This is a genomic window from uncultured Microbacterium sp., from assembly GCF_947488465.1.
Lineage (GTDB): Bacteria > Actinomycetota > Actinomycetes > Actinomycetales > Microbacteriaceae > Microbacterium.
Map to the genome: position 1 here is coordinate 130,318 of NZ_CANKZA010000006.1, position 12,067 is coordinate 142,384.

General features: G+C 67.5%; 10 protein-coding genes and 1 tRNA gene. 5 read left to right on the top strand and 6 right to left on the bottom strand.

The window, feature by feature from the left end; translation table 11 throughout:
- Nucleotides 1-174 precede the first annotated feature (174 nt).
- Entirely contained in the window at nt 175-1,731 is a 1,557-nt protein-coding gene (locus Q0653_RS13175) for an L-serine ammonia-lyase, iron-sulfur-dependent, subunit alpha (protein ID WP_298945078.1), read from the bottom strand.
- Nucleotides 1,732-1,778: 47 nt separating this feature from the next.
- Between Q0653_RS13175 and Q0653_RS13180 the strand changes: the two genes are divergently transcribed.
- Complete coding sequence (locus Q0653_RS13180) at nt 1,779-3,683, top strand: amylosucrase (RefSeq protein WP_298945080.1); 1,905 nt, start codon at nt 1,779-1,781, stop codon at nt 3,681-3,683.
- On the opposite strand, the gene msrA is transcribed toward Q0653_RS13180, so the two are convergent.
- Nucleotides 3,680-4,225 carry a peptide-methionine (S)-S-oxide reductase MsrA gene (gene msrA, locus Q0653_RS13185; RefSeq protein ID WP_298945082.1) on the bottom strand — a complete coding sequence of 182 codons (546 nt, stop codon included), beginning with the start codon at nt 4,223-4,225 and terminating at the stop codon, nt 3,680-3,682. The genes Q0653_RS13180 and msrA overlap by 4 nt on opposite strands.
- Nucleotides 4,222-4,692, bottom strand: a complete 471-nt coding sequence (gene msrB, locus Q0653_RS13190) for a peptide-methionine (R)-S-oxide reductase MsrB (protein WP_298945233.1) — start codon at nt 4,690-4,692, stop codon at nt 4,222-4,224. Before msrB ends, msrA begins: the two co-directional genes overlap by 4 nt.
- Before the next feature lie 229 nt (nt 4,693-4,921).
- Here msrB and Q0653_RS13195 point away from each other — a divergent pair, with 229 nt between their 5' ends.
- A complete protein-coding gene (locus Q0653_RS13195; RefSeq protein ID WP_298945084.1) occupies nt 4,922-5,329 on the top strand; it encodes a hypothetical protein in 408 nt (135 codons plus the stop codon).
- Between the two features lie 45 nt (nt 5,330-5,374).
- Here Q0653_RS13195 and Q0653_RS13200 read toward each other — a convergent pair whose 3' ends face one another.
- The gene (locus Q0653_RS13200) at nt 5,375-6,316 is read right to left on the bottom strand and encodes a LysR family transcriptional regulator (protein WP_298945086.1); all 942 of its coding nucleotides are present in this window, start codon (nt 6,314-6,316) and stop codon (nt 5,375-5,377) included.
- Between the two features lie 123 nt (nt 6,317-6,439).
- On the opposite strand from Q0653_RS13200, the gene Q0653_RS13205 reads away from it, so the two are divergent.
- From Q0653_RS13205 to Q0653_RS13215, 3 genes are all read left to right on the top strand, one after another.
- The gene (locus tag Q0653_RS13205; RefSeq protein WP_298945088.1) at nt 6,440-7,432 is read left to right on the top strand and encodes a putative oxygenase MesX; all 993 of its coding nucleotides are present in this window, start codon (nt 6,440-6,442) and stop codon (nt 7,430-7,432) included.
- Nucleotides 7,433-7,464: 32 nt separating this feature from the next.
- A complete protein-coding gene (locus Q0653_RS13210) occupies nt 7,465-8,499 on the top strand; it encodes a methionine synthase (protein ID WP_298945235.1) in 1,035 nt (344 codons plus the stop codon).
- Between the two features lie 143 nt (nt 8,500-8,642).
- Nucleotides 8,643-11,240: an excinuclease ABC subunit UvrA gene (locus Q0653_RS13215; RefSeq protein ID WP_298945237.1), complete on the top strand. Its 2,598-nt coding sequence runs from the start codon at nt 8,643-8,645 to the stop codon at nt 11,238-11,240.
- A 174-nt stretch (nt 11,241-11,414) separates the two neighbouring features.
- On the opposite strand, the gene Q0653_RS13220 is transcribed toward Q0653_RS13215, so the two are convergent.
- Both Q0653_RS13220 and Q0653_RS13225 read right to left on the bottom strand, forming a co-directional pair.
- Entirely contained in the window at nt 11,415-11,702 is a 288-nt protein-coding gene (locus Q0653_RS13220) for a hypothetical protein (RefSeq protein WP_298945090.1), read from the bottom strand.
- A 281-nt stretch (nt 11,703-11,983) separates the two neighbouring features.
- Nucleotides 11,984-12,056: transfer RNA gene (locus tag Q0653_RS13225), tRNA-Arg, on the bottom strand.
- Nucleotides 12,057-12,067: the final 11 nt, after the last annotated feature.

Below are 12,067 nucleotides of genomic sequence, written 5' to 3' on the forward strand. Positions count from 1 at the left end.
TCGCCCCCAGGTTCACGGGGCAGTTCGTGCCGCTTCAGCGCCAGGATGCGGCAACACCTGCCCCACGAACCCCATCACACGAGGCACCCCAGGCTCAGGGGGCAGTTCGTGCCGCTTCAGCGCCAGGATGCGGCAACACCTGCCCCACGAACCCCCAGCAATGCGCCCGAGCGCTCAGCACTCGATCACATTGACCGCGAGGCCGCCCTCGCTCGTCTCCTTGTACTTCGTGCTCATGTCGATGCCGGTCTGACGCATGGTTTCGACCACGGCATCCAGCGACACGAAGTGCGTACCATCACCGCGCAGCGCGAGCCGCGCCGCCGTCACCGCTGTCGATGCCGCGATCGCATTGCGCTCGATGCACGGGATCTGCACGAGGCCGCCGACCGGGTCGCACGTGAGTCCGAGGTGGTGCTCCATTGCAATCTCCGCCGCGTTCTCGATCTGCCGGTTCGTGCCGCCCATCACGGCGGTCAGACCTCCGGCGGCCATCGCGCACGCCGACCCGACCTCGGCCTGGCAGCCGCCCTCAGCCCCCGAAATCGACGCGTTCGCCTTGAACAAGGATCCCAACGCGGATGCCGTCAGTAAGAAGCGCCTGATACCGCGCCGCCGGTTCGCTTCTTCGGTCGATGGTGCGAGGGGATCCCCCGCCGAATGCAGGCCGAGCAACGCCGAGCCGACCAGCTCGCCGTAGGGGGTCACCGCGTTTCCCGACCCGAGCCCGGAGTCGGCGAGGAAGCGCCACCAGTACATCGCGACGGCGGGGAGGATGCCGGCGGCACCGTTCGTCGGCGCCGTCACCACGCGGCCCCCGGCGGCGTTCTCCTCATTGACGGCGAGCGCGAACGCGCCCAGCCACTCCCCCGGGATCTCGCGGCCGCCGCTGGTCTCCACATCCTCCAACTGTGCGCGGATCGCGCCCGCGCGGCGGCGCACGCCCAACGCCCCCGGAAGCACCCCGTCGGCGTGGAGTCCGGCATCCACACACCCGGCCATCGCGTCCCAGATCGCGTCGAGTCCGGCGGCGACCTCTGCCTCCGACCGCAGCGCCTGCTCGTTCAGGCGTGCCGCTTCGGCGATCGTGATCCCGCGCTCGTCGCACTGCCTCAAGAGCTCTTCTGCACTGGAGAACACCACGGGCATCGGCTCCGAGGGCACGACCACCGCCTCGCCGTCGCGGCGGATGAAGCCGCCGCCGATCGAGTAATAGGTCTCGCGCAGCACGAGCCCTTCGTCCGATCGCGGCGCGGGCGGCAGCATCGCGGCACCGGTCTCGCGGAACACGGCGCCCCCCGCTCGGGCGGGCCCGGCATCCCGCGAGGCCCACGCCTCGAGCGTCATGGCGTTCGGATGCCCCGGCAACCGCGTGCGCGGCTCGAAGATGATGTCACCACGCTCGAACGGCACCGCATGGATGCCGTCGACCACAAGATCACGCCCCTCGGGCCATGCGCTCCACAGGTCGCGGACGGCGCGGGGATCGACCGTCTCGGGCTCGAGGCCCTCCAGACCCGCGACGACGGCATCCGGTGTGCCGTGGCCGATGCCGGTCGCGCCGAGCGACCCGTAGAGCGTGCACGTGATCCGGACCACGCGATCGAGGCACCCCTGGTCTCGCAGACGCGCGGCGAAATCACGGCCCGCCCGCAGGGGACCGACCGTATGGGAGCTCGAGGGGCCCACTCCAATGGAGAACAGCTCGAACGCCGAGACGTATGCGCTCACCGTTCGAGCCTACGCCGCCCCCGTAGGCTGGGCGGGAAGGAGCCGACATGACCACTTCAGACTTCCGGCCGTTGGACGCGATGGAGGACGACCGCGACGCAGCACTCGCCCGGGCCGCTGCCGCGGGGCGTCTCGACGAGGACTTCCTCGAGCGCTTCGACGCGCACTTCCCCCGTCTGCACAGCCTGTTCACGCGGCTCTACGGTGACCGTCCCGACGGGCAGGAGCAGCTCGCGCAGGTCGTGGCTGCGGCATCCGCCTCATGGAACGGCCGCCCTCTCGATCTCAAGGTCCGCGACCGGCAGCGCGCGAGCGACCCGGACTGGTTCCAGTCCGAGCGGATGCTCGGCGGTGTCTGCTACGTCGACCGCTTCGGCGGCAACCTCGACGGCATTCGCGAGCAGATCCCGTATTTCCGCGAGCTCGGACTCACCTACCTGCACCTCATGCCGCTGTTCGACAGCCCCGACGGCGAGAACGACGGCGGCTACGCGGTGTCGAGCTACCGCCGGGTGAATCCGAGTCTCGGAACGATGGCACAACTGGCCGACCTCGCCGCTGAACTGCGGCTTGCCGGCATATCGCTCGTGCTCGACTTCATCTTCAACCACACGAGCAATCAGCACGAGTGGGCGCAGAAAGCCCTCGCCGGCGACCCCGAGTTCGAGGATTTCTATCTGATCTTCCCCGACCGCACCATGCCGGACGCCTTCGAGCGGACCACGCGTGAGATCTTCCCCGACGATCACCCCGGATCGTTCGTGCCCCTGGATGACGGCCGCTGGGTGTGGGCCACCTTCTACCGGTATCAGTGGGATCTGAACTACGCGAACCCCGCCGTGTTCCGGGCAATGGCCGGCGAAATGCTGTTCCTCGCCAACCAGGGGGTCGAGGTCCTCCGCATGGATGCCGTCGCCTTCATCTGGAAGCAGCTCGGCACGTCGTGCGAGTCGCTCCCCGAAGCCCACCTGCTGCTGCAGGCGTTCAATGCCGTGTTGGCGATGGCAGCCCCGGGGATGGTGTTCAAGTCCGAGGCGATCGTGCACCCCGATGAGGTCGCCTCCTACATATCGCCGGAGGAGTGCCGCCTCTCGTACAACCCGCTGCAGATGGCGCTGACGTGGGAAGCGCTCGCCACCCGCGACGGGCGCCTCTTGCAGCAGGCGCTCGAGCGCCGACACGCACTGCCGGGAGGGACCGCCTGGGTCAACTACGTGCGCAGCCACGACGACATCGGGTGGACGTTCGCCGATGAGGATGCGGCGGAGTTCGGGATCGACGGCTACCGCCACCGCCAGTTCCTCAATCGCTTCTACACCGGCAAGCACGAGGGGACGTTCGCGCGTGGGGTGGCGTTCCAGGAGAACCCTGCGACAGGGGACGCACGGGTGACCGGGACCACGGCATCCCTCGCCGGGATCGAGGCGGGCGATGCGGCCGGGGAAGACCGGGTCGTGCTCGCGCACGCGATCGCCCTGTCGACCGGGGGCGTGCCGCTGCTCTACCTCGGCGACGAAGTCGCTCAGCTCAACGACTACTCCTACGCGGACGATCCCGACCGCCGCGGCGACTCACGCTGGGTGCATCGCGGAAATCGTGCACGCGATCAATACGCGCGTCGGGGCGACCTCGCAACCCCCGCGGGCCGCGTGTTCCACCGGCTCACGAAACTCATCTCGGTGCGCCAGTCGACGCCCGAATTCGCGGGCAACGCACTCACGAGCTTCCGCACGTCGCACCACAGCGTCGTCGGCTATCAGCGTGTATCCGGCGACGCCGTGGTGCTCGTCCTCGCGAACGTGGCGGATGCCGAGGTTCAGATCGACCCGTTGACCCTCTCCGGCTTCGACCGCGCGGCGCGCGATCTCGTGCTCGGAGCGGACGTCGATCTCGACGAGGGCATCGTGCTCCGCCCCCACGGGTTCGTGTGGGTGCGGGTCACTCCGCTTTAGACGGCGGCATCCACATCGCGTGCGGGCAGCACCCAACCAGGACGCACGAAATGGCACGTGTACCCGTGCGGAATGCGGATCAGGTAGTCCTGGTGCTCGGGTTCGGCCTCCCAGAACGGACCTGCCGGTTCGATCGTCGTCACGGCCTTGTTCGGCCACAGTCCCGACGCATCCACGTCGGCGATCGTGTCGCGGGCGACTTGCTCCTGCTCGGCCGTCAGCGGGAAGATCGCCGACCGGTAACTCGTTCCGACATCGTTGCCCTGGCGGTTGAGAGTCGACGGGTCGTGGATCTGGAAGAAGAACGCGAGGACATCGCGGTACGTCGTCTTCGTCGGATCGAAGACGATCTCGACCGCCTCCGCGTGGCCCGGGTGGTTGCGGTAGGTCGCGTGATCGTTCTGGCCACCGGTGTAGCCGACACGGGTGTCGAGCACGCCCGGCTGACGGCGGATCAGGTCTTCGACGCCCCAGAAACAGCCGCCGGCGAGCACGGCGGTTTCGGTGCCGGGGGTGCGGGTGATGGATCCGGTGTCGCTCATGATGCGTTCTCCTGGGTCGTGGTGTCCGGGAACAGGGTGCGGTATTCACCGTAGCCCTGCTGGTCGAGCTCGGCGGCGGGGACGAATCTCAGCGCCGCGGAGTTCATGCAGTAGCGGAGGTCGCCGGCATCCCGCGGGCCGTCGTCGAAGACGTGCCCGAGGTGACTGTCGGCTCCCGCGGAGCGCACCTCCGTGCGCTTCATCCACAGCATTCCGTCGACGTTCTCGGTCACCGCCGAGGGGTCGATAGGCCGCGTGAAACTCGGCCACCCGGTTCCGCTGTCGAACTTGTCGGTAGACGAGAACAGGGGTTGGCCGGAGACGACATCGACATAGATGCCGTCGTCATGCGTGTCCCAGTAGGCGTTGCGGAACGGCGGCTCGGTGCCGTCGTCCTGCGTGACCCGGTACTGGGAGGGCGTGAGGCGGCTGAGGGCATCGGCCGTCGCGCGGTAGTCCTGGGGCATGCTGCCGAGCGGGCTGCCCCCGACCGTGACCGCGGAGATCTGAAGCCCCGTATCGCCGAGGGATCGGATCCAGTCCTGTGGTGCGTGCGTCATCGAATCGCGCCTTCCGTGGGGATCGGCCGGCATCCGTGCACGACCTTCCTCCATCGTGCCGCATTCGCTCGGTCGGGCCGCACCGGGCTGGGCATGACACTCTTGGAGGGTCCACCGCATCCGTTCGGAGAAGCCCATGCCCTTCCCCCGTCTCGTCGTCGGCAGCACCGCCCTGCTCGTGTCCGTCGCTGCGCTCACCGCATGCTCGGCGACCACGGGTCCGCAGAGCACCCAGGACGCATGCGGGGTGCTCGCGGAAGGCCTCGGGAACGTGCAGGAGCAGGTGACTGCCGCCGATACCGCGTTGCTGGCCGGGGACATGACCACAGCGCAGTCGAACCTCGCCTCTGCCTCGGCCGGTCTCTACTCCGTCTCTCCACAGATCACCAACGAGCAGATCTCGCCGATTCTCGACGACCTGATCACCGGCCTGAATGACGTCCACGCTGCTGCCGAGCCGGACGCCGCGCCCGAAGCGCTGGATGCCGCGTCCAGCGGGCTGCGGGACGCCGTGGAGCGCTTCAACGAGCCCTGCGGGGGCTGATCGTTCGCGCACGGCGGCACCAGGACTGATCGGGCGGGAGAGCGTTCACCCCCGCAGTTCGACCCCGTATTCGGCGACGACCACGCGCACCTCGGCGAGGTAGCGTTGAGCTCCTTCGGTCAGCGGGATTCCGGAGTGACCGATCCAGCCGATCTCGATGCGCTCGTCGACCTGGAGGGGGATGGCGACGATCTCCGGGTCGAGGTCGTCACTGACGATGCCTGTCGAAATCGTGTAGCCGTCGAGTCCGATCATGAGGTTGAAGATGGTCGCACGGTCGGAGACCCGGATGTCTCGTGCGCTCGACAGCGTCGACAGGATCTCCTCGGCGAAGTAGAACGAGTTGTTCGCGCCTTGGTCGAATGTCAGCCGCGGCGAGTTAGCGAGGTCGTCGAGGGTGACGCGCTCACGCGCGGCGAGCGGATTCTTCCGCGAGATGAAGATGTGCGGCTGGGCGAGGAACAGCGGGTGGAAGGCGAGCCCGGAGTCGCGGAGGAGCTTGTCGATGACCTTCCGGTTGAAGTCGTTCCGATAGAGGATGCCGAGTTCACTGCGGAGGGTCCGGACGTCCTCGATGATGTCCCACGTCCGCGTCTCACGCAGCGAGAACTCGTACTCGTCCGCACCACTGGCCTTCACCATCCGCACGAAGGCGTCGACGACGAAGGAGTAGTGCTGCGCCGACACTCCTAGCAGGCGCCTCGACGGAGGCCGCCCGAGGTAGCGCTGTTCGAGGAGCGCGGCCTGTTCTACGACCTGGCGCGCGTATCCCAGGAACTCCGCGCCATCCGCGGTGAGGGTCACGCCGCGCGCAGAGCGGAGGAGGAGGGTGCGGCCCACGCGCGCCTCGAGTTCTCGCATCGCCGCGGACATCGTCGGCTGGGAGACGAAGAGGAGGTCCGCGGCGGCGCTGATCGATCCCTCCGCGGCGACCTCGATGAAGTACTGAAGCTGCTGCAGCGTGATGCTCGCAGATCCTCGGGGCATAGATAAATCCTATACGAGAGTATAGGTGACGCATGTTACTCGATAGTTCCGGCATCCCGGCACGATGGTCGTACTCACTTCCGCAAGGCCGAGCCCGGCCGACCAGCCCCGAATTGGCCGCTCATGGCGAACGCATTCACCTTCACGATCACCACCACCCCGTTCGACGAGGACTACGCCCCGTCGGAGAGCTCCCGCATCACCACGAACTTCGCCAACCTGGCACGGGGAGAGAGCCGTCGACAGAACCTCCGCAACGCGCTGACGATGATCGAGCACCGCGTCAACGAACTCGTCCACGCGGACGATTCGAACGGAAACCGGTACGGCATCGAGCTGGAGATCGTCTCCGCAGACCTGGAGTTCACGTCGGGAGGCGTCGACCAGAGGTTCCCCCTTCTCGAAGTCCTCGACATCCAGATCGTGGACCGGCAGAACGGCGAGCGCAGCCACGGGATCGTGGGGAACAACTTCTCGTCGTACGTCCGCGACTTCGACTTCAGCGTGGTGCTGCCGGCGGCAGCCGCGGCGGCCGGGAAGCACATCGTCCCGGACGATTTCGGCGAGCTGCACGGGAAGCTCTTCCGGCACTTCCTCGCCTCGGACGCCTACCGCGAACGCTTCGAGGCATCGCCGGTAATCTGCATCAGCGTGTCGACGAGCAAGACCTACACCCGAACCGACTACCGCCACCCCGTTCTCGGAGTCGAGTACCAGCAGGACGAGTACTCGCTGACTGATGAGTACTTCGGACGGATGGGGCTCAAGGTCCGGTACTTCATGCCTCCCGGAAGTGTCGCGCCGCTCGCGTTCTACTTCCGCGGAGACCTCGTGGGCGACTACACCGATTTGCAGCTGAGCGGCACGATCGGAACGATGGAGACGTTCCAGAAGATCTATCGGCCGGAGATCTACAACGCGAACTCCCCCGCCGCCGATGTCTATCGCCCGCGCCTGGACCATCAGGACTACACAGCGACACAGATCTCCTACGACCGTGTGGAGCGCAGCGAACTCGCGAAGAAACAGGGCGCGTACACCGAGGAGCACTTCATGAAGCCGCATAAGGAGGCCCTCGAGCAGTGGGCCGCCTCCGACGCCGTGCTCGCCCGATGACCCGCGAAGACGCGTCGAGCATGCCCTCGCCCCTGCCGCACCTGCTGCCCACCGCGATCGTCGGCAGCCTGCCGAAGCCATCATGGCTCGCCGAGCCTGAAACGCTCTGGTCCCCCTGGAAACTGGAGGGCGAAGCGCTGGTCGAAGGAAAGCAGGATGCCCTGCGCAGCGCCGTGCAGGAGCAGTGCCGGCGCGGGATCGACATCATCAGCGACGGCGAGCAGACCCGTCAGCATTTCGTCACGACGTTCATCGAGCACCTCGACGGCGTCGACTTCGCGCAGCGCGAGACCGTCCGCATCCGAAACCGGTATGACGCGAGCGTGCCGACCGTCGTCGGCGCTGTCAGCCGCCCGACGTCGGTGTTCGTCGAGGATGCCGCCTTCCTCCGCCAGCAGACCGATCAGCCCATCAAGTGGGCTCTCCCCGGCCCGATGACGATGATCGACACCTTGTCGGACCGCCACTACAAGAGTCGCGAGAAGCTGGCATGGGAATTCGCGACGATTCTCAACCAGGAGGCGCGGGAGCTCGAGGCGGCCGGCGTCGACATCATCCAGTTCGATGAGCCGGCCTTCAACGTCTTCTTCGACGAGGTCCAGGACTGGGGCGTTGCCACGCTTGAACGAGCGGCGGAGGGGTTGCGCGCCGAAACGGCCGTCCATATCTGCTACGGGTACGGGATCACGGCGAACACCGAGTGGAAGGCCACGCTCGGGTCGGAGTGGCGACAGTACGAGGAGTCCTTTCCGCTTCTGCAGCGTTCGAGCATCGACATCATCTCGTTGGAGTGCCACCACTCCCATGTGCCGGTGGAGCTCATCGAACTCGTCCGTGGCAAGAAGGTCATGCTGGGCGCGATCGATGTCGCGAGCACGACGGTCGAGACGCCGGAGGAAGTCGCCGACACCCTCCGCAGTGCACTCCGCTTCGTCGACGCGGACAAGCTCATCGCGAGCACCAACTGCGGCATGGCACCGCTGGCGCGGGACGTCGCCCTCGGGAAGATGAGTGCTCTCAGCGCGGGTGCCGGCATCTTGCGGCAGGAGCTCGCCGGGGCGGCCTGACCGCGAACGTGCATCCGGCGAGAGTGATCGCGAGACCGAAACCCGTGAGCAACGCGATTCGATCGTTGTCAAGCGGCCTCGGCCATCCCACCCGCCGATGTAGTCTTCCAGAGGTGTCCCCCGCACCCGAGAAGAGGCAGACCGTGGTCGAAGCCGTACCCCCGGCCCGCTCCGGCCTGACCCCTGGCATCGTCGTGACCGGCGCGCGCGAGCACAACCTCCAGAGCGTCGCGGTGGAGATCCCGCGCGACGCGCTCGTGGCCTTCACCGGCGTCTCCGGATCCGGCAAGAGCTCGCTGGCATTCGGCACGCTCTACGCCGAGGCGCAGCGTCGCTACTTCGAGTCGGTGGCGCCCTACGCCCGCCGCCTGATCAGCCAGGTCGGCGTCCCGGACGTCGACGCGATCACGGGTCTGCCTCCGGCCGTCGCGCTGCCCCAGCAAAGGAACGCCGGGAGCGCGCGTTCGACTGTCGGAAGCGCCACCACGATCGGGAGCGTCGTGCGCATGCTCTTCTCACGCGCGGGGACATATCCGGCCGGGGCGGCGATGCTGTTCGCCGAGGACTTCTCGGCGAACACGGTCCAGGGTGCCTGCCCGGAGTGCCACGGCATCGGCCAGGTCTACGACGTGCCGCTGCACCTGATGGTGCCCGACGATTCACTGTCGATTCGCGATGGCGCACTCGCCGCCTGGCCGACGGCCTGGCATGGCAAACAGCTCCGCGACAGTCTCATCTCCCTCGGCTACGACATCGACGTTCCCTGGCGCGATCTGACCCAGGAGCAGCGCGACTGGGCGCTGCTCACCGACGAGTCGCCGCAAGTGCCGATCTACACGGACCGTTCTCCTGCGGACGTGCGCAAGGCGGTCGCGGCCGGCGTGGAACCGCGCTACATGAGCACGTTCCTCGGAGTCAGACGCTACGTGCTCGACACGTTCGCGGGGTCCAAGAGCGCCAGAATGCGCGAGAAGGCCGCGAGCTTCATGGAGAGCGTCCGCTGCCCCCTGTGCGACGGACGTCGACTCAAGCCCGAAGCACTCGCGGTCACCTTCGAGGGCTACGACGTCACGCGTTTCGCCGGACTCCCCCTGGAGGACCTCGCAGCCCTGCTCGACAATGTCCTCTCGCCCGACTGGATGCCGGCTGAGATCGTTGCGGCATCCGCCGCCGAACCGCTCGCCCCGGAGAAGCGGCTGGCGGCGCAGCGACTCGTCCGCGAGCTTCTCGACCGCCTTTCTCCGATCCTCGACCTGGGGTTGGGATACCTGTCGCTCGATCGTGCGACGCCCACGCTGTCGTCTGGTGAGCTGCAGCGGATGCGGCTCGCCACCCAGGTCCTGTCACAGCTTTTCGGGGTGATGTTCGTCCTCGACGAGCCGTCGGCGGGGCTGCATCCTGCCGACACCGAGGCGCTGCTGCGCATTCTGCGGGCGCTCCGCGACGGCGGGAACACGGTGTACTTCGTGGAGCACTCGGTAGACGTCATCCGTCACGCGGAATGGATCGTCGACATCGGCCCGGGTGCCGGCGCCGCCGGCGGGACGATCGTCTACTCCGGCCCCCTCGACGGGCTTCGCGACGTCGAAGCGTCCGTCACTCGACGCTACCTGTTCGATAATGCCAGTCCGCGAGAAGGACGGCCTGCGGCGATCGCTCCACGCGAGCCGGACGGGCACCTCACCCTCGTCGATGTCGTCCGGAACAACCTGACCGGGTTGTCGGTGTCGATTCCGCTCGGATGCCTCACCGCGGTGACCGGCATCTCGGGCTCGGGCAAGTCGACGCTGGTCACCCAGGCGCTCCCCGATCTGCTGAAGGCGAACCTCTCCAGTGACCTGAACGATGCGGCGACGGAGTCCGAATCGGAGGGCCTCGCCTCCGACGACCCACTCCTGTCCGTCGCACCCATAACGACGGCCGGCTCCGTGTCGGGATCCGCGGCGCGGGTCAGCCGCGTGGTTCAGGTCAGCCAGAAGCCGATCGGACGCACACCGCGCTCGAACGTCGCCACCTACACCGGGTTGTTCGATCGCATCCGAGCGCTGTTCGCCGCGAGCCCCGAGGCCCGCAGCCGGCGCTACCCGGCCAGCCGGTTCTCCTTCAACCTGCCGAGTGGCCGGTGCCCGACGTGCAAGGGTGAGGGGACGGTGCAGGTGGAGCTGCTCTTCCTGCCGACCGTCCACGCTCCCTGCAGCACGTGCGGCGGCACGCGCTACAACCCGGAGACGCTGGAGATCCGCCTGCACGGCGCCAACATCGCCGACGTCCTCGGCATGAGCGTCCGCGACGCCCGCGAGCTCTTCGTCGATGACGCAGAGGTCACGCGCCATCTCGACGCGCTCCTCGATGTCGGGCTCGGCTACATCCCGCTCGGCCAGCCCGCGACAGAGCTCTCCGGCGGCGAGGCGCAGCGCGTGAAGCTCGCATCGGAGCTCCGCCGCGCCCAACGCGGTGACACCCTGTATCTGCTCGACGAGCCGACCTCGGGACTGCATCCCGCCGACGCGGACCGACTCCTCGGCCACCTCCAGAGCCTGGTCGACGGCGGCAACACGGTCGTGATCGTGGAGCACGACATGCGGATCGTCGCGCAGGCCGACTGGGTCATCGACATGGGCCCCGGGGCCGGCGATGCGGGCGGTCAGGTCGTCGCTCAGGGGACGCCGCGAGATGTGTCGGCGGCCTCAGGAAGTGTCACCGCGCCGTTCCTCGCGGCGGCCATCGCCGCGCGCGACTGACGAGCGCCACACGGTGGGGCCCTCTGACCCCGACCGCTTCCCGCAACACGAAAGACCCGCGGATTCCGCGGGCCTTTCGTGTTGCAGATCAGACCGATCAGCGGGCGAAGTAGGCGTTCGCTCGCCGGGCGTAGAGCAGGGCGAGGCCGATGACGGCACCGAGGCCGGAGGCGATCAGTCCGACGAAGTCGGCCGGGTGCGTGATGACGCCGTTTCGGTCGATACGTTCACCGGGTTCAGGATGCCGGTCAACACGAGGACTCCGGAGAGGATCTCTGCGACCGCGCCGATCCAGGCCAGGACGGCGATCAGGACGACACCTCCCGGGCGGGTCCGTGTGGTGACGGGCCGGTCCGCTCGGACGGAGGTCGAGGCGTGCGGTGTCAGTCCCGCATCGGCGTGGACCTGGTGGGCGGGGACAGGGGTCGGAACGCTCTCACGGGCGGAGGTTTGCGTGGACATGATGGGCTTCTTCGAGTTCGTCGGGGCTCCCGCCCCACCGACGCGATCTGCGTCCCGCACCGGCCCGACGGTGTCGTCCGCCCGTAGGAGTCACCTGCGTGTACTCCCCCAGGAGTAGCCTCTGGCAAGTGTGACCAGTTGAGACTCGACCGCACTGCGAGCCACGTACGAGCACGGCGCGTAGGTCGCAGCGATGTCCACCTGTTCGCCGATGTAAGCCCAGAAACACGAAAACCCGCGGAAATCCGCGGGTTTTCGATAAGCACTGTCTCAACACAGTGTGCGCCCGAAGGGACTCGAACCCCTAACCTTCTGATCCGTAGTCAGATGCTCTATCCATTGAGCTACGGGCGCCCAGCCGACTC